Annotated in this window: 24 protein-coding genes, 1 riboswitch and 1 other annotated feature; of the genes, 14 read left to right on the top strand and 10 right to left on the bottom strand. The window is 43.8% G+C overall.

Annotation, left to right across the window (positions count from 1 at the left end; translation table 11 throughout):
* The first annotated feature begins 23 nt into the window (after positions 1–23).
* Complete coding sequence (locus tag L3V37_RS05915; RefSeq protein WP_237305987.1) at positions 24–293, top strand: hypothetical protein; 270 nt, start codon at positions 24–26, stop codon at positions 291–293.
* 117 nt (positions 294–410) lie between these two features.
* Entirely contained in the window at positions 411–1,715 is a 1,305-nt protein-coding gene (locus L3V37_RS05910) for an inosine/guanosine kinase (protein WP_005378187.1), read from the top strand.
* Positions 1,716–1,842: 127 nt separating this feature from the next.
* Here L3V37_RS05910 and L3V37_RS05905 read toward each other — a convergent pair whose 3' ends face one another.
* Positions 1,843–2,250, bottom strand: coding sequence for an H-NS family nucleoid-associated regulatory protein (locus L3V37_RS05905; protein ID WP_005378185.1), 408 nt, complete (start codon positions 2,248–2,250; stop codon positions 1,843–1,845).
* Between the two features lie 582 nt (positions 2,251–2,832).
* A riboswitch (Lysine riboswitch) is annotated at positions 2,833–3,015 on the top strand.
* Between the two features lie 109 nt (positions 3,016–3,124).
* Between L3V37_RS05905 and tet(35) the strand changes: the two genes are divergently transcribed.
* On the top strand, positions 3,125–4,726 hold the full coding sequence (gene tet(35), locus L3V37_RS05900; protein WP_005378182.1) for a tetracycline efflux Na+/H+ antiporter family transporter Tet(35): 1,602 nt from the start codon (positions 3,125–3,127) through the stop codon (positions 4,724–4,726).
* A gap of 324 nt (positions 4,727–5,050) precedes the next feature.
* Here the strand turns inward: tet(35) and L3V37_RS05895 are convergent, their stop codons facing one another.
* Complete coding sequence (locus L3V37_RS05895; RefSeq protein ID WP_005388056.1) at positions 5,051–6,004, bottom strand: sigma-54-dependent Fis family transcriptional regulator; 954 nt, start codon at positions 6,002–6,004, stop codon at positions 5,051–5,053.
* Positions 6,005–6,373: 369 nt separating this feature from the next.
* Positions 6,374–6,511 (top strand) — a sequence feature (His leader region).
* Positions 6,512–6,564: 53 nt separating this feature from the next.
* Between L3V37_RS05895 and hisG the strand changes: the two genes are divergently transcribed.
* The 8 genes from hisG (at position 6,565) to hisIE (ending at position 13,739) form a co-directional block, all read left to right on the top strand.
* Positions 6,565–7,461, top strand: coding sequence for an ATP phosphoribosyltransferase (gene hisG, locus L3V37_RS05890; RefSeq protein ID WP_005378180.1), 897 nt, complete (start codon positions 6,565–6,567; stop codon positions 7,459–7,461).
* 5 nt (positions 7,462–7,466) lie between these two features.
* The gene (gene hisD, locus L3V37_RS05885; protein WP_054575132.1) at positions 7,467–8,765 is read left to right on the top strand and encodes a histidinol dehydrogenase; all 1,299 of its coding nucleotides are present in this window, start codon (positions 7,467–7,469) and stop codon (positions 8,763–8,765) included.
* A gap of 12 nt (positions 8,766–8,777) precedes the next feature.
* Entirely contained in the window at positions 8,778–9,818 is a 1,041-nt protein-coding gene (gene hisC / locus L3V37_RS05880; RefSeq protein WP_050910462.1) for a histidinol-phosphate transaminase, read from the top strand.
* A 69-nt stretch (positions 9,819–9,887) separates the two neighbouring features.
* Positions 9,888–10,961, top strand: coding sequence for a bifunctional histidinol-phosphatase/imidazoleglycerol-phosphate dehydratase HisB (hisB, locus tag L3V37_RS05875; protein ID WP_237305986.1), 1,074 nt, complete (start codon positions 9,888–9,890; stop codon positions 10,959–10,961).
* Between the two features lie 26 nt (positions 10,962–10,987).
* Positions 10,988–11,602: an imidazole glycerol phosphate synthase subunit HisH gene (hisH, locus tag L3V37_RS05870; protein WP_171344582.1), complete on the top strand. Its 615-nt coding sequence runs from the start codon at positions 10,988–10,990 to the stop codon at positions 11,600–11,602.
* Positions 11,603–11,614: 12 nt separating this feature from the next.
* The gene (gene hisA / locus L3V37_RS05865; protein WP_182016147.1) at positions 11,615–12,352 is read left to right on the top strand and encodes a 1-(5-phosphoribosyl)-5-[(5-phosphoribosylamino)methylideneamino]imidazole-4-carboxamide isomerase; all 738 of its coding nucleotides are present in this window, start codon (positions 11,615–11,617) and stop codon (positions 12,350–12,352) included.
* Positions 12,334–13,107: an imidazole glycerol phosphate synthase subunit HisF gene (gene hisF / locus L3V37_RS05860; RefSeq protein ID WP_004749837.1), complete on the top strand. Its 774-nt coding sequence runs from the start codon at positions 12,334–12,336 to the stop codon at positions 13,105–13,107. Before hisA ends, hisF begins: the two co-directional genes overlap by 19 nt.
* A complete protein-coding gene (gene hisIE, locus L3V37_RS05855; RefSeq protein WP_005533681.1) occupies positions 13,104–13,739 on the top strand; it encodes a bifunctional phosphoribosyl-AMP cyclohydrolase/phosphoribosyl-ATP diphosphatase HisIE in 636 nt (211 codons plus the stop codon). Before hisF ends, hisIE begins: the two co-directional genes overlap by 4 nt.
* Before the next feature lie 280 nt (positions 13,740–14,019).
* Here the strand turns inward: hisIE and L3V37_RS05850 are convergent, their stop codons facing one another.
* The 4 genes from L3V37_RS05850 to L3V37_RS05835 all read right to left on the bottom strand — a co-directional run bounded on the left by L3V37_RS05850 (position 14,020) and on the right by L3V37_RS05835 (position 17,209).
* Entirely contained in the window at positions 14,020–14,523 is a 504-nt protein-coding gene (locus tag L3V37_RS05850; RefSeq protein WP_237305985.1) for a YchJ family protein, read from the bottom strand.
* An 80-nt stretch (positions 14,524–14,603) separates the two neighbouring features.
* Positions 14,604–15,818, bottom strand: coding sequence for an EAL and HDOD domain-containing protein (locus L3V37_RS05845; RefSeq protein ID WP_005378158.1), 1,215 nt, complete (start codon positions 15,816–15,818; stop codon positions 14,604–14,606).
* A 98-nt stretch (positions 15,819–15,916) separates the two neighbouring features.
* Complete coding sequence (lpxH, locus tag L3V37_RS05840) at positions 15,917–16,654, bottom strand: UDP-2,3-diacylglucosamine diphosphatase (RefSeq protein WP_005378157.1); 738 nt, start codon at positions 16,652–16,654, stop codon at positions 15,917–15,919.
* Positions 16,655–16,714: 60 nt separating this feature from the next.
* A complete protein-coding gene (locus L3V37_RS05835) occupies positions 16,715–17,209 on the bottom strand; it encodes a peptidylprolyl isomerase (RefSeq protein ID WP_005378156.1) in 495 nt (164 codons plus the stop codon).
* Positions 17,210–17,411: 202 nt separating this feature from the next.
* Between L3V37_RS05835 and cysS the strand changes: the two genes are divergently transcribed.
* Positions 17,412–18,794: a cysteine--tRNA ligase gene (gene cysS, locus L3V37_RS05830; protein ID WP_033905095.1), complete on the top strand. Its 1,383-nt coding sequence runs from the start codon at positions 17,412–17,414 to the stop codon at positions 18,792–18,794.
* An 87-nt stretch (positions 18,795–18,881) separates the two neighbouring features.
* Positions 18,882–19,460: a thymidine kinase gene (locus L3V37_RS05825; RefSeq protein ID WP_005378154.1), complete on the top strand. Its 579-nt coding sequence runs from the start codon at positions 18,882–18,884 to the stop codon at positions 19,458–19,460.
* Between the two features lie 61 nt (positions 19,461–19,521).
* Here L3V37_RS05825 and L3V37_RS05820 read toward each other — a convergent pair whose 3' ends face one another.
* The 3 genes from L3V37_RS05820 to L3V37_RS05810 are packed head-to-tail and all read right to left on the bottom strand — an operon-like array spanning position 19,522 to position 21,881.
* On the bottom strand, positions 19,522–20,160 hold the full coding sequence (locus L3V37_RS05820; RefSeq protein ID WP_237305984.1) for a YdcF family protein: 639 nt from the start codon (positions 20,158–20,160) through the stop codon (positions 19,522–19,524).
* Complete coding sequence (locus L3V37_RS05815; protein ID WP_064353801.1) at positions 20,157–20,984, bottom strand: NAD-dependent epimerase/dehydratase family protein; 828 nt, start codon at positions 20,982–20,984, stop codon at positions 20,157–20,159. Before L3V37_RS05815 ends, L3V37_RS05820 begins: the two co-directional genes overlap by 4 nt.
* 18 nt (positions 20,985–21,002) lie before the next feature.
* Positions 21,003–21,881, bottom strand: coding sequence for a LysR family transcriptional regulator (locus tag L3V37_RS05810; RefSeq protein WP_005378151.1), 879 nt, complete (start codon positions 21,879–21,881; stop codon positions 21,003–21,005).
* Between the two features lie 89 nt (positions 21,882–21,970).
* On the opposite strand from L3V37_RS05810, the gene L3V37_RS05805 reads away from it, so the two are divergent.
* Positions 21,971–22,417 carry a PACE efflux transporter gene (locus L3V37_RS05805; RefSeq protein ID WP_237305983.1) on the top strand — a complete coding sequence of 149 codons (447 nt, stop codon included), beginning with the start codon at positions 21,971–21,973 and terminating at the stop codon, positions 22,415–22,417.
* 43 nt (positions 22,418–22,460) lie between these two features.
* Here the strand turns inward: L3V37_RS05805 and L3V37_RS05800 are convergent, their stop codons facing one another.
* Positions 22,461–22,694, bottom strand: a complete 234-nt coding sequence (locus L3V37_RS05800) for a TIGR02647 family protein (protein ID WP_005387662.1) — start codon at positions 22,692–22,694, stop codon at positions 22,461–22,463.
* Between the last annotated feature and the right edge of the window lie 64 nt (positions 22,695–22,758).

Here is a 22,758-nt window from a genome sequence, read left to right as displayed (position 1 = left end):
CAAAATCCAAGAGGAAACATCAAATGACAGAAGAAAACCAATTTATGCAAGAAAGTGAGTTGATTGAAATTGTTGAAAATCAGCTCGAAGATGGCAACCCGCTTAAAGTAAAAGAAACCCTTATGCGTTTAATGATGACTGGCACACCACGTGAAGATGCGGTTGCGATGATGGCATGTGCGATGTCAATTGAGGTTTTTGATGTAATGAAGAATGAAGGTGAGTTCAACCTAAAGCGTTATAGCGAGCACCTTGAGCAACTACCAGATCTCAGCTTTATGGAAGGTGAATAAGCCACCTAAAAGAAAAAAGTAGTCAGCAAACGTTTGCTATAATCGCTTTTATTGCTGCTTTATTATTAGCGGTATAGAATCCGCTCTCCTTTTCATCCCCTTACTCAGACTGATAATATGAAATTTCCTGGACAACGCAAATCGAAGCACTATTTTCCTGTTCATGCTCGTGACCCGCTGGTGAGCCAAGCACAAGAAAGCAAGAAGATGACGCGCACTCACATCATTGGTATTGACCAAACCTTGGTTGATATTGAAGCAAAAGTTACAACGGATGTGATTGAAAAGTACGGTCTGAGTAAAGGTCACTCTCTGGTTATCGATGACGAAAGAGCAGAAGAGTTATACCAGCAACTGAAAGAAGAGAACTTGATTACCAATGAGTATGCGGGCGGTACAATTGGTAACACGCTACATAACTACTCCGTACTAGCGGATGATCGCTCCACACTACTTGGAGTGATGAGCCAGGATATTAAGATTGGCAGCTACGGTTACCGTTATCTTTGTAATACATCAAGCCGCATGGATTTGAACTACCTACAAGGTGTAGATGGTGCAATTGGCCGTTGCTTTGCTCTTATCACAGAAGACGGTGAACGTACTTTTGCTATCAGCGAAGGGCAAATGAACCAACTCCATCCTGATAGCATTCCAGAGAAAATCTTTAAAAATGCATCAGCACTTGTACTGACGTCATATCTAGTACGTTGCAAAGACGGCGACCCAATGCCGGAAGCAACAATGAAAGCGATTGAGTACGCGAAAAAGAATGATGTGCCTGTTGTTCTGACTTTAGGCACAAAGTTTGTTATTCAAGATGACCCTAAATATTGGCAAGAATTCATTCGAGATAACGTTTCAGTCGTTGCGATGAATGAAGATGAAGCAGAAGCACTGACGGGGGAATCTGATCCACTTGCTGCGTCTGATAAAACATTGGAGTGGGCTGATCTAGTATTGTGCACGGCGGGTCCTGTAGGTCTATTTATGGCTGGGTATACGGAAGATAGCGCGAAGCGCGAAACTTCTTTGCCATTACTTCCAGGGTCAATTGCTGAATTTAATCGTTATGAATTCAGTCGTCCGGCGAAAAAAGACTCATGCGAGACGCCAATAAAAGTGTACTCGCATATCTCGCCATATATGGGTGGCCCAGAAAAAATTAAGAATACAAATGGCGCAGGTGATGCTGCGTTATCTGCTGTTCTTCATGATATGGCAGCAAATAAATACCATAAAGAAAATGTGCCTAATTCAAGCAAGCACAGTAACGAGTATTTAACTTACTCTTCTTTTTCTCAAGTCTGCAAATACGCAAACCGTGCTAGCTACGAAGTTCTCGTGCAACATTCACCACGATTGTCGCGCGGACTTCCTGAGCGAGAAGATAGCCTAGAAGAAGCATACTGGGAACGTTAATACGAAGCGGTTTAATTAACTATTCTGTAACTAAAGTAAAAGGCACATTAAGAAATGTGCCTTTTTTATTTGTAATGGTTTAAATAAAAAAGGCTCCCTATGGGAGCCTTTTAAAAATAGCACGGATCTAGATTAGGAACTCATCCAGAGATTTACCTGCATCAAGTTGCTCTTGAATCGCCGAAGGTGTACGACCTTGGCCAGTCCAAGTTTTCTCATTACCGTTTGAATCTGTGTATTTGTATTTAGCAGGGCGAGGTGCGCGCTTCGCTTTGCCTTTCGTCTTAGTTTCGCCAGATAGCGCAGTAATAAGTGCTTCTACGTCAATACCGTCTTGAGCGATTTTCTCAGCAATCTCTGCAAGCTTAGCTTCTTGCTCTGCTTGTGCTGCGCGTTCTGCTTCTTCTGCTTCACGACGCTCATCTACGACAGTAGTGAGTTTATCTAGAGCTTCTTCCAATTGTTCTAGAGTCAGCTCACGAGAAAATGCACGAAGGCTACGGATATTTAGAAGGGTTTTAGTCAGCTCTGACATAACGATTCCTATTAAAAGGTTAATGTGTTGGGCACTTTTTATCGTTACGATTAAATAATGCCAATCTATAAATAAACAAAGAGTCCTTATATTTAACTTTATCTTTTCCTTATGTGCAAATGCTAAATCAAGATTTTGTTTAAATTTGACTATTTTTTAAAGCAATTAATATTATTACACTCGAAATAAATCATTATTAGATGAGAACTAAAATCAACAATCATTATTGTATAGAGAGAGTGACAGCTTGGTTTTTTATAAAAAAATTTGAGTTATTACTTAAAAATATGAAGCATCCATCTTTAATGGTGTGTCATATATCCTTAATTTATTGATATAAGATAAACCATGATATTTCTAAGGTAGTAATAATGTTTCATAAATAACATGATTGATGTGATTTCAGTTGCACAAAACTTATGGAAGTAGGCAAGGTTTATAAATTATCTCAGTCATTATTTATTTGTTTAATTTAGTTTGATGTGTTGCATTGACTCTCATCATAAGTACAATGGCTGCCACCTGATGCAATATTGCAGACAATTTGTTGTTAATTTGTACAGTTAGTGGTTAATTGTTTGTTGTTGCCGTAGAGGCGCGGTCTCGAAGAGTAGCTATTATTGGGGTGATGCCAATGAATAATAGTGGAAGGCGAAGATTGCCGAAGTAAGTAACTCATCAAAGTTACTTGCTGGGGTTGTATCTGAAAGGAACAACACTGCCATAGTATATATTCACATTAAACTATGGAGCGCTACTGTAGGGTTGGGTGGAGTGTTCGCTTCCCTGTCGCTAAGTTCAACATGAGCACGTATCGTATGCTACGTGACTTGTCTGCAGTAGATCTCTAGCCAAACTTTGGTTTTTGAAGATCATGAATTTAATAGATTTTTCTAGTTCTCCTGTTTCATTATTGCCACCTATTGTCGCTTTGACTTTGGCGATTTTGACTCGACGTGTATTAGTTTCCTTGGGTGTAGGTATCGTGCTAGGTGCGGTGCTACTTAATAGCTGGTCTATCAGCGACACCGCAGGTTACGTCAGTTCTCAAGTTTCTTCTGTCTTTATTGAAGATGGCGGAATTAACACTTGGAACATGAGCATTGTTGGTTTCCTAATCTTATTAGGTATGACAACAGCTTTATTAACGCTATCTGGCGGTACTCGTGCTTTTGCTGAATGGGCACAATCTCGAGTGAAGAGTAAACGCGGCTCCAAACTTCTTGCCGCCTTTTTAGGCGTATTCATTTTTGTCGATGATTACTTTAATAGCCTTGCTGTTGGTGCGATCTCTCGCCCAGTAACCGATCGCTTTTATGTGTCTCGCGCTAAGCTTGCGTACATTCTAGACTCAACCGCTGCTCCAATGTGTGTAATTATGCCTGCTTCTAGCTGGGGTGCTTACATTATTACTATTATTGGCGGGATCTTAGTCTCACATGGGATCACAGAGTATTCGGCTCTTGGCGCATATGTTCGTCTTATCCCAATGAACTTCTACGCCGTTTTTGCGCTGCTAATGGTGTTCGCTGTTGCGTGGTTTGGTCTTGATATTGGTAAAATGCGTGAGCATGAGATCTCTGCATCGCAAGGTCGTGGCTTTGATAAAGACAAAGAAAATGACTCGCAAGAAGCGCATGACCTAAATGAAGAGCTAGATATCCGTGAAAGTGAAAAGGGTAAAGTGTCAGATTTGATACTTCCTATCGTGACGCTGATTATCGCGACTATCGCTTCAATGCTTTACACGGGTGGCCAAGCATTGGCTGCTGATGGTAAGGAGTTTGCGCTTCTTGGTGCTTTTGAAAATACAGATGTAGGTACATCACTAATCTACGGTAGCTTGCTTGGCTTAGCTGTTGCACTGTTTACTGTTGTGAAGCAAGGTCTACCAATGGCTGAGATCGCACGTACACTTTGGATTGGTGCTAAGTCTATGTTTGGCGCGATTCTAATCTTAGTATTTGCCTGGACCATTGGTTCTGTTATCGGTGATATGAAGACAGGTACTTACCTTTCGACAATGGCGCAGGGCAATATCAACCCTCATTGGCTCCCAGTCATCTTATTCCTGCTGTCTGGCCTGATGGCGTTCTCAACAGGTACTTCATGGGGTACGTTCGGCATCATGCTTCCAATCGCTGGAGACATGGCTGGCGCAACAGACGTAGCGCTAATGCTACCGATGCTGAGTGCGGTTTTAGCTGGTGCGGTATTCGGTGACCATTGTTCACCAATCTCAGATACGACTATCCTGTCATCGACGGGTGCACGTTGTAACCACATTGACCACGTATCAACACAGTTACCTTATGCATTATCAGTCGCGCTTGTTTCATGCGTCGGCTTTATTGCCCTTGGTATGACTGCTTCAATTGCGTTCTCGTTCATTGCAGCGTCGATAACATTCGTTATCGTTTGCGCTATTTTGTCATGGCTTTCAAAGTCTAAAATAGCGTCTTGCCAGAGTGCGTAAGTTGTTTTGAATAGATTCGTTACAGAGGGAAGCTCCGCTAATTTAGCGGAGCTTTTTTTTAACGCGACTTAGGTGAGGGGGGCAATCGCGTTTTTGGGGATAAAAGTCTCGTGTTAAGAGCGAATTGTTTGTGTACCGAGCTCTCCTTGATGGGCTGTAATGGAAAAGCAATCCATCTTCTTCTTAGTTCTAAGCAAAGACTATGCCCATTTTAAGCTTTTGATTTTTAATACAGCAAAATACGCATGGTTGCGATGCAGAGTTAACTAAATGATATCTAAAGAGTTACCTGTTACACAGTGTTACGTTACACCTATACAGTATTTAAACATTTAAGTTGTATTTCTTTATTAATCGATAAAGCGTTGTTCTTGAAATGCCGAGGTGACGTGCAGCCGCACTCATATTGTGTTTATTTTCTTCGATAGCTTGCAGTAGGTAGTCGAGATCAATTTGGTCCACAGAAGGGAGCAATTGCCTCTCATTGTTATCAAGGCCCAAGTCAGCGACGAGAAGCGTGTGATCTTCACACATGACAATTGCTCGTTGGATGACATTACGCAGTTCTCTTACGTTGCCTGGCCAACGATGTTTGAGGAGCTTGGCTTTTACCTTATCAGACATTTTTTGTACCTGACCATGAGACAGATCTGCTAGGAAGTGTTCAGATAAAATAATAATGTCTTTTCCACGCTTTCTCAGTGGAGGGATAGTTAATGGCAATATATTAAGCCGATAGAATAGATCTTCACGAAATCCTCCTTGTACGACCTCATTTTTCAAATCCACGTGGCTTGCTGCAATGACCCTACAGTCCACGTCAATGAATTTATCCGCTCCGACTTTATGGATTTGTTTACTCTCCAAAAAGTGAAGGAGGTGGATTTGTAGGTCTGGTGGCATGTCACCAATTTCATCAAGAAATAGGGTGCCTTTATGTGCCTTTTGAATAAAACCTATACGCTCTGAGATTGCGCCTGTAAATGCTCCTTTTTCATGGCCGAAAAGCTCGGATGCAATAAGACCACTTGGAATGGCTCCACAGTTGACTTCCACAAAAGGTGCTGAGTGTCTGTTCGACAATTGATGAATAAGGCGAGCGCAAAGACCTTTCCCAACACCAGTTTCACCCTGAATGAGGACTTCAGCATCACATTGAGCGTACTTTTGTATTGCAGTACGAAGTTCTTGGATACAGGCACTATTGCCGATCAACGGGTATAGTGCCGTATCGTCGAAATCTACAGCTTGTTTATTACTACCGTTACGCAGTTTCATTGTTAATCACTATTTTTTGCCCCGCTCTAATAATAGTTTTGAATGACTTGTCTCAAACGTGAGTTGCTGTCTCTTTATTGAGAAAAGTGTCAATTAATGGGTTGGGTACGGTCTAAATAGTTGTTTTGGTGAATATTCATACTATTCTTCGCTTTCTTCGTCAGAGTAGAGCTGATTGGAGGTGTTCTTTCCACCAGAGTATTCAATATGGAAAAGAATTTAATTTCATTTAAATCAATGTCTTGTGAAAAATATTTAGAAAATATTCAATTGAGTATTGAAAAATATAGAATCCTTAGTTAGTGTGGTTACCAACAAAGCAACTCAAAAAGAGCCTTAAATAAGTATGCGTAATTTTGTAATGAACATTCATCACCATCATCACCCAATCTAGTCTTTCGGGCGATGTACGCATACCCGGGAGGCAGGAAACTCCCGGAGGTAAAATCAAAGTAAAAGCAGATTTTAAACCCTCGGGAGACTTCAATCTCCCGAGGGTTTTTTAGTTTTATTAGTTTGAAAAATACTTAGATATCAAAATCTTGCATAGGGACAAAGCAATGCAAACACAACGTTTAAGAATCGCAATTCAGAAAAAAGGTCGTCTTAGCAAAGAGAGTCAAGCTCTACTAAAACAGTGCGGCGTAAAGTTCAACGTAATGGGCGAGCGTTTAGTTGTCCATTCTGAAAATATGCCAATTGATTTACTCTTGGTTCGTGACGACGACATCCCAGGTTTAATTATGGATGGCGTGGTTGACCTTGGCTTTATTGGCGAAAATGAACTAGAAGAAGTTCGCCTTGACCGCAAAGCATTAGGTGAACCCTGCGAGTTTGTTCAGCTTCGTCGACTTGATTTTGGTGGCTGTCGTTTATCTATCGCAATCGACAAGGACGAAGAGTACAACGGTCCACAAGACTTAGCTGGCAAGCGTATTGCTACAACGTATCCTCAACTTCTAAAAGCGTACATGGATGAAGCCGGCGTTCCATTCTCTACATGTATGCTGACAGGCTCTGTAGAAGTTGCGCCTCGCGCGGGTCTCGCTGATGCTATCGCTGATTTGGTTTCTACAGGTGCAACACTGGAAGCTAACGGCCTTAAAGAAGCTGAAATTATCTTCAAATCAAAAGCGACATTGATTCAACGCACAGGTGAGTTCGACGCAGACAAAGTGGCGCTAATCGAAAAGCTGTTAACTCGCATGCAAGGCGTGCAGCAAGCGAAAGAATCTAAGTACATTATGCTTCACGCCCCAGCAGAGAAGTTAGATCAAATTAAAGCACTACTGCCAGGTGCTGAAGACCCAACTGTTCTTCCTCTTTCTGCAGATAAGCAGAAAATGGCTGTTCACTTAGTGAGTTCTGAAAACCTATTCTGGGAAACAATGGAACAGCTGAAAGAGTTGGGCGCAAGTTCAATTCTTGTTCTACCAATTGAAAAAATGATGGAGTAAGCATCATGAGAACAGTCGTTTGGCAATCATTAAGTGAGAATCAGCAAGACTCTATTTTGGAGCGCCCTGCTATTGCAGAAGGTGCCAATATCACCACTGCTGTGGCCGAAGTTATTGCTAAAGTTCGAGAAGAAGGTGACTCTGCTCTTATTGAGCTGACCGAAAAGTTTGACCGTGTTAAGCCTGAATCCATTCGTGTTTCTTCTCAGGAAATTAAGGCAGCGTCAGAGCGTTTGTCAGAGTCAATGAAGAGCGCACTAGAGCAAGCTTACGCCAATATTTCTAAGTTCCACAAAGCGCAAAAGCCGCAACCGATCAAGGTGGAAACGCAGCCAGGTGTCCTTTGTGAACAAGTAACACGCCCAATTCAAAAAGTGGGTTTGTACATTCCTGGTGGCAGTGCGCCTTTGCCATCGACTGTTTTGATGCTCGGCGTTCCTGCAAAAATTGCAGGTTGTCGTAAAGTCGTTCTTTGTTCTCCACCGCCAATCGCTGATGAGATCCTTTATGTCGCGAAACTGTGTGGCATTGATGAAGTGTACAACGTCGGTGGTGGCCAAGCAGTTGCTGCAATGGCTTATGGCACCGAGACTGTATCGAAAGTAGATAAGATCTTTGGTCCGGGCAACGCTTACGTGACCGAAGCAAAACGACAGGTTAGCAATGATTTCCGCGGTGCTGCGATTGATATGCCAGCAGGGCCATCAGAAGTGCTAGTGATTGCAGATGAAACCGCAGATGCAGACTTTATCGCTGCGGATCTTTTGAGCCAAGCGGAACACGGTCCTGATTCTCAAGTGGTATTGGTGACTCCTTCTCCTGTGATTGCTGATCAAGTGACGGATGCGGTTCAACGTCAGCTTAAGGAGCTATCTCGTGCAGACATCGCAGAAAAGGCTCTGGCATCAAGCTTGATCATTATTTCCGAGTCGATGACGCAGTCAGTTTCTATTTCCAATTACTACGGTCCTGAGCACTTGATTGTTCAGACTAAGAACCCTCGTGAGCTTCTACCTCTGTTAGATAACGCAGGTTCTATCTTCCTTGGGGATTGGTCGCCTGAATCTGCGGGAGATTACGCATCGGGGACTAACCACGTCCTTCCTACTTACGGTTACACACGTACTTATTCAAGCTTAGGTTTGGCGGATTTCTCTAAACGAATGACGGTTCAGGAGCTTTCTGCTGATGGTTTAAAGAACCTTGCACCAACGGTAGTCACGATGGCTGAAGCAGAAGGTCTGGACGCTCACAAACGTGCTGTTACTATCCGCGTAGAAAAATTAGCAAGTAAGAAAGAATAAGAGAGTAATGAGATGGAAAAGCTAGCGCGTAAACAAGTCCAACAACTTACCCCTTATTTATCGGCTCGCCGAATTGGTGGTACCGGTGACGTATGGCTAAATGCCAACGAATCACCATTTAACAATGAATACAAAACAGACTTTGCTCGTCTTAATCGTTACAGCGAATGCCAACCGAAAGAACTGATTTCCGCTTACGCAGCGTATGCGGGTGTGAAACCAGAACAAACGCTGACTTCTCGCGGTGCAGATGAAGGCATTGAACTACTGATTCGTGCTTTCTGTGAGCCGGGTGAAGATGCGATTCTTTACTGTCCACCGACTTACGGTATGTACGCTATCAGTGCCGAAACCATCGGTGTTGAGCGCAAAACCGTACCACTGACGTCAGATTGGCAACTAGACCTTGCAGGCATCGAAGCCAATCTGGATAACGTGAAACTGGTTTTCGTATGTTCGCCAAACAACCCAACAGGTAACTTGGTTAAGCGTGAAGACATTGTGTCTCTGCTTGAGATGACAAAAGACCGAGCAATCGTTGTAATGGATGAAGCGTACATTGATTTTTGTCCAGAAGCGTCAACGGTAGATTTGCTGGCGCAATATCCGAACCTAGCAATTCTGCGTACTCTGTCGAAAGCTTTCGCGCTTGCTGGTCTGCGTTGTGGATTTACGCTTGCGAACGAAGAGTTGATTAATGTGCTTCTTAAAGTTATCGCACCATATCCAGTACCGGTTCCAGTGGCAGAAATTGCTACTCAAGCGCTGTCTGAAGCAGGTCTAGCGCGAGCGAAGTTTCAAGTTCTCGACCTGAATGCAAACCGAGCTTACTTACAAGTTGGTTTGTCAATGATTCCGGGATTGGAAGTCTTTGAAGGATGGGGGAATTACCTATTGGTGAAGTTCCCAGATGGCGATGATCTTTTCAAAGCCGCTTGGGATACGGGCATTATTTTACGTAACTCACCAATCGAGAACTGTGTACGTATCAGTGTGGGTAACCGCGACGAGTGCGAAAAAACACTCGGATTTATCAGAAACTACTACGCATAAATAGAGACAGAATTTATCGCTCTCGCTCAATAGCGGGAGCGCCAAAAGAATAGCAATAAGGAAGTTCGAGTGAGCAAACAACAAAAAATCCTTTTTATTGATCGTGATGGCACCTTAATTGTCGAGCCGCCGATTGATTTTCAAGTAGACCGTTTAGATAAACTAAAACTGGAACCATTTGTTATCCCAAGCCTGTTGTCGTTGCAGGATGCAGGATACCGCCTAGTGATGGTCACGAACCAAGATGGTTTGGGTACCGACAGCTACCCACAAGCTGATTTTGATGCACCGCACAACATGATGATGGAGATCTTTGAATCTCAAGGTGTGAAGTTCGATGACGTACTGATTTGTCCTCACTTTGATGAAGACAACTGCTCTTGCCGTAAGCCTAAATTGGGCTTGGTAAAAGAGTACCTTCAAGGTGGCAAAGTGGATTTCCAAAACTCTGTTGTGATTGGCGATCGTCAAACCGATCTTCAACTTGCAGAAAACATGGCAATTCGTGGTATTCAATACAACCCAGAAACCATGGGCTGGAAACAGATCTTAAAAGATCTGACGGTGAAGGCACGCGTTGCTGAAGTGGTTCGCACCACAAAAGAAACGGACATCAAAGTAATCGTTAATCTTGACGAACAAGGTGGCAATGACATTTCTACAGGTCTTGGTTTCTTCGACCACATGCTGGATCAAATCGCGACGCACGGCGGGTTCCAAATGGTGTGCAAGGTGGAAGGTGACCTACACATTGATGATCACCATACGGTAGAAGACACCGCTCTTGCGTTGGGTCAAGCGCTGAAAGAAGCACTAGGTGACAAGCGTGGTATTGGTCGCTTTGGCTTTAGCCTGCCAATGGATGAGTGTTTGGCACAATGTGCACTAGATCTGTCTGGTCGTCCTTACCTTAAGTTCGACGCGCAATTCAGCCGTGAGCAAGTGGGTGATCTTTCAACAGAGATGGTGGTTCACTTCTTCCGCTCTCTGACTGACACATTAGCATGTACGTTGCACCTTTCTTCTGCGGGCAACAATGATCACCACATCATTGAAAGCCTATTTAAAGCGTTTGGCCGTACTTTGCGCCAAGCAATCAAAGTAGAAGGCACTGAGCTACCAAGTAGTAAAGGCGTGCTTTAAGGCTAACGTTAGCAAGGAGAAAAACAGTGACAGAACAGAAAGTTGTCATTATCGATACTGGCTGTGCCAACGTTTCTTCGGTGAAGTTTGCCATTGAACGCCTAGGATATGACGTAACGATTTCAAAAGATCCGCAAGTCGTATTATCGGCTGACAAGCTATTCCTACCGGGTGTGGGAACCGCCAGCGAAGCGATGAAAAACCTAGAAGAGCGTGACCTGATCAGTTTAGTAAAACAGGTAGAGAAGCCGCTGTTGGGTATCTGTTTAGGCATGCAACTTTTGGGCAAAGTGTCTCAAGAGAAAGGGCAGAAAGCCGACGAGTTAGTTGAGTGTCTTGGACTTTGTGATGGCGAAGTGAAGTTGTTACAAACCGGCGATTTACCGCTGCCGCATATGGGCTGGAATACAGTGTCTGCAAAAGCAGGTAATCCACTTTTCAAAGGTATTGAAGAAGGTGAGTACTTCTACTTTGTACACAGCTTTGCGATGCCAGTTGGGGATTACACGATTGCGGAATGTGAGTACGGCAACCCGTTCACAGCAGCCGTGCAAAACGGTAACTACTACGGCGTGCAATTCCACCCTGAGCGTTCTTCAAAAGCGGGCGCGAAGCTTATTCAAAACTTCTTAGAATTATAAAAGGGATTTAGTGTGATTATTCCAGCTCTTGATTTAATTGAAGGACAGGTGGTTCGCCTTTATCAAGGTGATTACGGCCAAGTAACCGAGTACAAAGTTGACCCAGCAGAGCAGTTCAACTTGTACCACCAAGCGGGTGCTAACTGGTTGCACTTGGTGGATTTAACTGGTGCGAAAGACACGACAGCACGCCAACTTGATTTAATTGCAAAGCTACTAGCAAGCACGCCAGCGAACATCCAAATCGGTGGCGGAGTGCGTACCGAGCAAGACGTGATTGATCTGCTAGAAGCGGGTGCTCAACGCGTTGTGGTTGGCTCTACAGCAGTAAAACAACCAGAGCTTGTGAAAGGTTGGATGGAAAAATACGGCTCGGAGAAAATCGTTCTCGCGCTAGACATCAACATCGACCAAGACGGCACGCGTAAAGTGGCGATCTCTGGTTGGCAAGAAGATTCAGGCGTGACTATCGAAGCTCTGATCAACGATTACCTGACGGTAGGTTTGCAGCACGTGCTTTGTACGGACATTTCTCGTGACGGTACGCTAGAAGGCTCAAACGTAGAGCTTTATGTCGACCTATGTAAACAGTACCCACAAGTGCAGTTCCAATCTTCAGGCGGCATCGGCTCATTAGCGGATATCGAAGCACTAAAAGGCAGCGGTGTGGCTGGCGTGATTGTTGGTCGCGCGCTGTTAGATGGTAAGTTCACAGCAGAGGAGGCATTTGCATGCTGGCAAAGCGAATAATTCCATGTCTTGATGTCCGTGATGGACAAGTGGTAAAGGGCGTTCAGTTCCGCAATCACGAGATCATTGGCGACATCGTTCCTCTGGCACAGCGTTATGCAGAAGAAGGCGCTGACGAACTTGTGTTCTACGATATTACCGCTTCAAGTGATGGTCGTGTCGTCGATAAAAGTTGGGTCGCTCGCGTTGCAGAAGTGATTGATATTCCTTTCTGTGTGGCTGGTGGTATTAAATCAGCGGAAGATGCAGCGCGCATTCTTGAGTTTGGTGCAGACAAAGTGTCTATCAACTCACCTGCATTGGCGAACCCGCAACTGATTACTGACCTTGCTGATAAGTTTGGTGTGCAATGTATCGTGGTGGGCATTGATTCTTACTACGACAAAGAGACCGGCAAGTATCAGGTTTACCAGTTTACTGGTGATGAAGAACGCACCAAAGCAACTCAATGGGAAACGCGTGATTGGGTGCAAGAAGTACAAAAACGCGGCGCTGGTGAAATCGTACTGAACATGATGAACCAAGACGGCGTGCGTAACGGCTACGATATTGAACAACTTAATATGGTGCGTGAAGTGTGTAACGTGCCATTGATTGCATCGGGTGGTGCAGGAGCCATGGAGCACTTCGCAGAAGCCTACCAAAAAGCAAATGTGGATGGCGCGCTTGCCGCATCGGTATTCCACAAGCAAGTCATCAATATTGGTGAACTAAAGCAGTATTTGAAACAACAAGGCATTGAGGTACGACTATGAGTGTGAAAGCCGCCGAAGTAAGTTCGCTAGCTGAGCGAATCAACTGGGAAAAGGTGGATGGTCTGGTACCTGCCATCGTACAAGATTTTCAATCAAGCCAAGTGCTGATGATGGGTTACATGAACCAAGATGCGTTGGCAAAAACGGGCGAAACAGGTCAAGTGACGTTTTTCTCTCGTACCAAGCAACGTCTTTGGACGAAAGGTGAGACCTCTGGCAACGTATTGCAATTGGTGAACATGCAGCTCGATTGCGACAACGATACGCTACTGGTGAAAGTGAATCCCATTGGTCCTACGTGTCACTTGGGTAACACAACTTGCTGGGATGTGGACCCTCAAGAGGAGTCACAAATGGTGTGGCTTCATCAACTTGAGCAGCTATTGGCTGCCCGCAAGAGTGCCGACCCAGATTCCTCTTATACTGCCAGTCTTTATGCCCGTGGCACCAAGCGTATTTCGCAAAAAGTGGGCGAAGAAGGCGTTGAAGTCGCGCTTGCGGCGACGTCGGGCGATAAGGCGGAGTTAGTGTGTGAATCAGCAGACTTGATTTACCACTTAATGGTATTGCTTCAAGACCAAGGCTTATCGATGAATGACGTAGTGAACAAACTGAAAGAGCGTCATAAGTAAGCTTGCTATAGATAAGTGAAAGCCCCTATGCTCTCGAGCCTAGGGGCTTTTTTAATTTAGTGTTCTTGATTCGGGGTAAAAACCGGCAACAGTGCTAGTAGCGATTAGATTCTGAATCACACTCGTTCCTCGCCGTTCAGAATGACGGTATATTTTCTAATGGTGCTTGCAGTAGAGTTATTTACTTCAAACAGGTACATATATTCACGTTATTCCGACGAGCTTAGGTGAGGTCAGGAATCTCATTAAAGCGAACTCAATAAGCTAGGCGTGGATGCCTTTACCCACAACACTTCTTAAACTTCTTACCGCTTCCGCAGATACACGGATCGTTACGACCTAGCTTTAGGCTACTCACTGGCTGGCTCAATCGTGGATCCTGTTCTGGTTCTTCTTCAGGAAATGTGCCGTCAATGTAGTACCAAAGCCCATTTTCTTTTACGAAGCGAGAACGTTCTGTCATACAGTAGCGTTTGCCGTCTTCATCAAAATAAGCGCTAAACTCGACAAAGCCTTCATTGTCATTACTGCCAGCTTCTGTTTTTACAACTTCAAGTTTGCACCAATCGCTGTCGATAGATTGGGCAATGTCTTCACGTTGCTCTTCTGCATTACAGCTTGGGTGGTACGTGTTCACCACGTAATCGACTAGACCTAACACATGCGCACTGTAACGAGAGCGCATTAACTGCTCTGGAGTGGTGACGTCAGCGTGGTTATTGTGGGCAATTTCACAACACTGTTGGTAGGTGCGGTTAGATCCGCAAGGGCAAGAAGAAGCCATAAAATGAAATCTCGATTAATTAAGCGGTAAAAACAAACAACCTCACAATTGCGAGGCTGGAGGTGAGGCATTATAGCGATTTAGGGCGTTTGAGACAGCAGTTCTTGAGCCCATTCCGTCGATTGATTAAAAGCGTCTGCTAATTGAGGTTCGGTTAATTTAAGAACGGTGCAATATCGCTCGGCTAACTCCCAGTCCGCTTGTTCGTAGGCGATCGTCATCGAAAGTAAGTGACCAAGTACGCCTTTTCGACTGGTTAATGCGAGTTTTATATCTTCGTCAACGGGGATATCTTCAATGACATCCGAGAGCGGTTGATCGAGCAAAGATCCGAGTAAAGAAAACATGCCTGTCAAAAAAGCCTGCCCAGGGTCATACCTAGTGTTCATTTGACTAAGTAACAGTTCACACATTCGTGCACGCTGAATCGCTAAAGAGTAAAGAGAGTCAGGTTTATCTTCTTGAACGGACGCAATTGCAACTAAGGAAATAAAGCGTCGTAGTCGCTCTTCACCCAGATAAATAAGCGCCTGTCTGAACGATTTGATCTTAGTCGTTAATGTATATCCTGAATTTACGTAAGTAAGCAGCTTGTATGACAGCGTCACATCAATTGAAAACAGACGTTCAACCTCATTGAAGTCGATGGGCTTATCAGCAATCTCTTTACAAAGTTGGATGACGGTAAGAAACGCGGGGTTCAACCGTTTTTTCTGGATCATCTCAGGTTTGCTAAAAAAATACCCTTGAAAATAGTTAAAACCGGCTTCTAGAGCTTGCTCAAACTCTTCATAGGTCTCTACCTTTTCCGCAAGAAAGTCGATTTTAAATGGGCTCAACGCCTGAATAAAAATGGCAGCTTTCTTGATCGGCACAAGTCTAATATCAAACTTGATCATGGAAACGTATGGAAGAAAACGCTTCCAAGCTTTCGTCGGAACAAAATCATCCAGAGCAATTTTGTACCCGCACTCATGAAGGTGCTTGATGGCTTCTAACAGTTCTTCTGTCGGTTCGCAGTCTTCAAGGACTTCAATGACGAGAGATTCTTTAGGAAACAAAGTTGGGACCAAGTTCACCAAGCTTTGATGCGGAAAGTTAACAAAGCCAAGTTTGTTTCCTAATGTGTTGTAATGCGTCGACAAAAAATGATCGGATAGCAGTCGACTAGTAGCCAGCTCTGGTTCTACTTCAGGGAAGGTATTTTTAGGGCCGTCTCGAAAGAGGAGTTCGTAACCTATGGTTCGTTTTTCTCTATCCAGAATCGGTTGGCGAGCTACGTAAGAATACTTCAATTAGGTACTTCGTTCTGTTTAACTTAGTATTATGATAATAGCGATTTTTTACAAAATATCTACGACTTGAGCGTGAATCTTCTACACGCTCTACATGCTTAACGCAAATTCTGTATGAACGGTCTCGTTTGCAGGTCAAAACTATCAGAATTTACTTTTAAAACTGAGCCTTGCGTATACCAATCCCCTAAAACAATTCGGGTCTTTTTAATGCCATCGACGTCAAAAAAATGTGTGTTCGGGCGATGTGTGTGACCATGAATCATTATGTTGACGCAGTTCTGAGACATCACTTTCTCGACCTCATTTTGGTTAACGTCCATGATATCTAATGACTTGCTCATTTTATCATCACGAATATCGGATTGAACTTTTGAGACAATTTTCTTCTTAATGAACCAAGGAATACGGTTAAACAACCATTGTAGCCATGGCTTGTGAACGGTTTTTCTAAACTCTTGGTATTTCACATCGTCAATGCAGAGCGTATCGCCATGTAGGATTACGGCTTTTTGACCATAAAGATCAATCGTGCAGACATCGTCGAGTAATGTCATACCGGTTTCTTTGCAAAAGCGTTTGCCGAGTAAAAAATCTCGATTGCCTTGGATGAAAAAAGTTGGCACACCCGCATCCGTCAGTGCTTTAAATTCTGCACGGATTTGGTCTGCAAAAGGGGTGTTGTCATCGTCACCAATCCAGAACTCAAACAGATCGCCGAGTACATAAAGTGCATCAGCTTTTGTTGCTTCTGTTCGCATGAACGTCACAAAACATTCCGTGATATCAGGACGTGATGGGGTAAGGTGAAGATCGGAAATAAATAATGTCGTCATAGAAATAAGGGGAAGCTATGCCTCCCCATTAACTTATCTTTTAAAAATAATTCCTAAGAATTACTCTTCAATTGTTGTACCAGTGATTACTACGTCTTCTAGAGGTACGTCTTGGTGCATGCCGTAAGAACCAGTGCTAACGCCTTTGATCTTATTTACGATGTCCATGCCTTCGATTACTTCACCGAACACACAGTAACCCCAACCGTCTAGGCTTTCGCTACGGAAGTCTAGAAACGTGTTGTTGTTTACGTTGATGAAGAACTGAGAGCTTGCTGAATGCGGCTCCATAGTACGTGCCATAGCAAGTGTACCCACTTTGTTGCTTAGGCCGTTGTTTGCTTCGTTCTTGATAGGTGCACGAGTCGCTTTTTCACGTAGACCAGACTCCATACCACCACCTTGGATCATGAAGCCGTCAATAACACGGTGGAAAAGCGTGTTGTCGTAGAAACCGTCGCGGCAGTACTGAAGGAAGTTTGCGCTTGTCTCTGGCGCTTTCTCTTCGTTTAGTTGAATCTTGATGTCACCAAAATTAGTGTGAAGGGTGATCATGCTACTTTCCTTTACTGTGTTGTGTTGAGCCCGAGATTCTAGCCTAAGTTCTAGTGCTTTAAAAACTCAGGAAGAGGAAATTCTTCGTTTTGTGCTTGAAGTTTAGCCGATTATCGTTTTATCGGTTAATTGCTATTACCTAACTAGGTTGGAGTTGATATACTCATCTTCTTTTATTCATTCACAATCATAGATAGAGATCATGTTAAAGATATATAACACACTCACAAGACAGAAAGAGGAATTCAAACCAATTACAGCTGGCAAAGTCGGTATGTATGTCTGTGGAGTTACCATCTACGATCTCTGTCACATTGGTCACGGTCGTACTTTCGTCTCTTTTGACGTTGTATCACGTTACCTTCGCTACTTGGGCTATGATCTGACGTTTGTACGTAACATCACAGATATCGACGATAAGATCATCAAACGTGCCGCAGAAAATGGTGAGTCTTGCGATTCATTGACTGAGCGTTTGATTGGTGAAATGCACGCTGATTTTGATGCGCTGAACATGAAACGTCCGGACGTTGAACCTCGTGCGACACAGTTTATTGCTGAAATCATCGAATTGGTTGAGAAGCTAATCGAGCGCGGTTTTGCATACGTTGCAGATAACGGTGACGTAATGTTTGAAGTGGGTAAGTTCAACGAATACGGCAAGCTTTCTAAGCAAGACCTTGATCAGCTTCAAGCTGGCGCGCGCGTTGATATCGAAACAGCAAAACGCAGCCCTCTAGACTTTGTACTTTGGAAGATGTCTAAGCCGGGTGAACCAACGTGGGAGTCACCATGGGGTCCTGGTCGTCCAGGTTGGCACATTGAGTGTTCAGCAATGAACTCTTCAATCCTAGGTAACCACTTCGACATTCACGGCGGTGGTTCTGACCTTCAGTTCCCACACCATGAAAATGAAATCGCACAATCATGCTGTGCACACGATACACAATACGTGAACACATGGATGCACAGCGGCATGGTAATGGTAGACCGTGAGAAGATGTCTAAATCTCTAGGTAACTTCTTTACTATCCGTGACGTTCTTGGTCACTACGATGCTGAAACAGTGCGTTACTTCCTAATGTCTGGTCATTACCGTAGCCAGTTAAACTACAGCGAAGATAACCTAAACCAAGCACGTGCTTCGCTTGAGCGCCTGTACACATCTCTACGTGGTTTAGACCTAAACGCGGCGCCTGCTGGTGGTGAAGAGTACGTATCTCGCTTCACTGCAGCGATGAACGATGACTTCAACACACCAGAAGCGTACTCAGTTCTGTTCGACATGGCGCGAGAAGTTAACCGTCTGAAAACAGAAAACCTAGAGAAAGCGAGCGAACTCGGTGCGCTAATGCGTGAACTAGCTGACGTGATCGGTATTCTTCACCAAGATCCTGAAGCCTTCCTAAAAGGTGATGCGGGTAACGATGATGAAGTGGCTGAAATCGAAGCTCTGATCAAGCTGCGTAACGACTCTCGTGCTTCGAAAGATTGGGCGAATGCAGATATGGCTCGTGACAAGCTGACCGAAATGGGCATTGTTCTGGAAGATGGTCCAGAAGGCACAACGTGGCGTCGTAAGTAATTGAATTTTCATTTTTAAAGGGCTGATAATTCAGCCCTTTTATTTTCCATTTCCATAAATTAAAACTTTAACTTTAGGTAATGCTCTGTGGCTCAGATGTATTTCTATTACTCAGCAATGAATGCGGGTAAATCAACAACGCTTCTTCAATCCTCTTTCAACTATCAAGAACGCGGCATGACGCCAGTTATTTTTACGGCTGCGCTAGATGATCGTTTTGGTGTCGGTAAAGTGAGCTCTCGTATTGGTCTTCAATCTGACGCACATTTATTTCGTCAGGATACCAATTTGTATCAGGAGATCGCAGCTCTGAATGAGGTTGAAAAACGTCACTGTATTCTTGTTGATGAGTGTCAGTTCTTGTCGAAAGAACAAGTTTATCAACTTACTGAAGTCGTTGATAAGTTGCATATTCCAGTATTGTGTTACGGCCTTCGCACCGATTTTCTAGGCGAACTTTTTGAAGGCAGTAAGTATCTATTATCTTGGGCAGACAAGCTGGTTGAGCTCAAAACAATCTGCCATTGTGGCCGCAAAGCGAATATGGTTATTCGTACCGATGAACACGGCGTGGCAATTAAAGAAGGCGATCAAGTTGCGATCGGCGGTAACGATAAGTATGTCTCCGTATGCCGCCAACATTACAAAGAAGCGCTCGGTAAATAAGCCGTATTGATATAGAAAAGCCACCGTACTTGGTGGCTTTTTGTTTGTCGGTTAGAAAAAGCTAGACTAAGTCAAAACCAAATCGCTCGAGTAAAGCCTGGTAAGAAGATTCGACTTGCTGAGGGATGTTCTGCTCGGTTTGAAATCCTTTCTCTGGATAGCTTTTTACGCGAGAGAAATCTTCCATTAGTGCTTCTAGCACCATCATTAATGGCATGTCTTCATTAATGTACTCAAAAAATGGAAGAGCCGCAGAGCTTACTTGGAGCTGAGTGTAGGGTGACTGCCACTGTTTTTCAAATGTCGCGATTGCTCTACGCTCCATAAACGGTTTTTGTACCAGAATAAACGAGGAACACTGTTTTCCTTCCTCTTTTAATCGTTGCTCAGTAAAGCGAACATTTTCTCCACTGTTTGAGGATTCAGTCTCGAGCAAAATTGCTTCACTTGGAACGCCCGACAACTTTGCAATCTCGGCAAAGGTTTCTGCCTCGCTTTTTTCAAACAGTCCATCTGTGAAGCGACCTTCACCCCCTGAAAATACAATCAAAGGTGCCAACTTTTGGTGGTAGAGCTTGGCAGCGTGCTCCGCTACACGCACATCATTACTGCACATTACAAACAAACAGTCCGCAGGCTTCAGTTCATGTTTGAGTTGCATGTAATCCCAAAGCGTTTCTATATGTCTATAGAGTCTCATAGCGCATCCAAAGTTGAATTGAAGTGAAATCGATAACCAAGTGAGAGTAGTTTGTCAGCAAGAATACGCTTGTCAGCTTGCTCTGTGACGGGGGGAAGAGGTATCTCACTTCCGATTTTGTTTATGGCAGCTTGGTAGAACTCAGCCTTGCTGACAGTATGAGGTGTCGTAACGTTAATGACTTGGTTGCTTAAATTGCCTAAGGCAAATTTCGCAGCCGAGACAGCATCATCTTGATGAAGCATATTAGCTGGTGCTTTACGACTAACTTGTTGAAGCCTTGCTGCAAAGCGAGATGGGTGTCTATCTGGCCCGATTAATCCGCTACAACGTAGAATAACAAAGCTAATATTCGAGTCGATAACATGCTGCTCTGCTTGAAGCATAATACGTGCATTGTCAGAGAAATAAGGGCTTTCGGCTGCTAAAGAGAGTGACGCGTCAGCTTCTTCCATATCGGAAGCAAGGTTAGGGTAAACCGTTGTAGAGCTGATCATGAGAAGTTTTTCAACGTTGTTTTGCTTAGCTGCGTTGGCAAGTATTTGCCATTGCTGTGCATATTCTTGACCGCGTCCTTTACGAAATCCTGGAGGAAAAGCACCGATAACGTGCGTAATTTGATGCTGTTTGAGCAGCTCATCTAGCCGTGCTGTGGCGTTCAATTGATTGAAATCGAACAATGCGGAGTGAGTTAATGAGGTGGGTAACTCTTTTAATCGAGTTTGGCTACGACGAGTGACGACAACATAGTGTCCATCTTTCATCAATGTTTCTGCTAGCGGAGTTCCGAGCCAGCCTGCACCTACGATCAATGTATTTGCCATTTGGGTCTTCCTACTTACTTATGTCTGCCCGAATAGGTTGAGCAGTTCTGCTTTAGCTTGTTGATGGAGGGGATCTGAATGCCATTTCTGGTGCTGAATAAGGTCAACATTGACTTGCCAAGCCAGTTTTGTGAAATCATCCCCAACTTTTTTTAATGTATTAGGTGAATACGCGACTAAATGCTGTGGTAGAAAGCACCAACCAAACCCTTTATTCGCCAATTCCAACAAAATATAGTAGTTATCAGCGTACCAGATATCTGGGCTAAATGCTTGATTGAGGCCACATGGCTCTGCACTTTTGGATCGTATGACCAATTGACGATGTTGTTTTAGTTGATCAATGTGAGTGATTTGCTGCTTTGCTAAAGGATGTGTTGAAGAGACATAGACATCAAATGCAATATTGCCAAGATTGGTGAAATCGATGTGTCTTGGCATTTGTAAATCACTCAAAATAATCCCAGTCGTGGCGCGTTCCGACTTAACCAATTCAATGATATCAGGGCTTGATGCCGTTAAGCATTCAACTTGTAAGTGTGGAAAGCGTTGCTCTAACTTCTTTAGCACATCCGGCAAGCGAGTCAGAGGAATCCCTTCATCAATAGCTAAGACTAATTTGTTCGTTGGCGTGGAAAAGAGCTGTGATGCCCTATTGTTTAGGCGGTCGAGTTGGCTGATTGTTGCTTGTGCATAAGGTACGAGCGCGAGGCCATTCTCTGTTAATTTAGGGTACCTGCCTGATCGATCGAAAAGCTCAACACCACAGTCGATCTCCATATTCATGATGTGCTGGCTCACTACAGATTGAGCTCGCCCCAGTTTTCTAGCTGCTCCTGAAAATGATCCTGCTTCTGATGTAGCAATGAAAGCTTGCAGTTGTTCGATGGTAAACATATCGCTTAAACCGATGGTATCTAACTTTTGGTTATCTAAATAATAGATAAAGTTCTAAGCATTGAGTAGAACTATTTGGATAGAGAAATATGACTCGTAACGAACGAATTTTTCATGCAGTACTTTTTGAGTTAATCGCACTCGCGATTATTGTACCAGCGGCTTCATTGATCACTGGAAAGGGCTCTAGTGATCTCGCGTTAGTTGGGGTCGGGTTGAGTATGTATACCGTGATATGGAACTACATCTACAACTTGTACTTTGATAAGTGGTTTGGTGGCAATCGAGCTGAGCGAAGTTTAGCGATGCGGCTTGGACACACTATTGGTTTCGAGGGAGGATTGATCTTTATCTCTCTACCTGTGATTGCCTGGTTCTTAGAAATTACGCTTCTTCAAGCTCTAATGCTGGAAGCCGGCTTCCTCGTTTTCTTCCTATTTTATGCCACTGGTTTTAACTGGTTGTATGACAAGGTTCAACCATTTAGCAAAATGAAAAAGCGATTATTGCCACAGGCATCGACAGGAAAAATATAGGACTAAAAAACGCCACCGAGTTCGGTGGCGTTTTTTGTTCAAATTACACAGACAAAACTCTTAAAATCTTATCTGCATGTTCTGCAACTTCAATGCCTTCGTCTGTTAGATAACCACCGTCAGGCTGTGTACAAAGTTGCTTCTTATATAGACGAGCAACGGCTGCCTGCATTTCTTCTGACGCGTCTGTATGAACTTTAATACCAGTTGCAGCACTACTTAGGTCGAACTGAAGAAGTAGATTCAATTCGGCGATATGTTCAGCTGAATATTTCATAAATGATTCCTTTGCGCTTTTTTTACCAAGCTAGTCTGAAAAGTAGCGTTGGGCAACATTCAAC

The organism is Vibrio sp. D54 (genome assembly GCF_021728075.1).
Lineage (GTDB): Bacteria > Pseudomonadota > Gammaproteobacteria > Enterobacterales > Vibrionaceae > Vibrio > Vibrio alginolyticus.
Note: the sequence above shows the minus strand (reverse complement) of the source record. Positions and strands in the feature narration are given on the sequence as shown.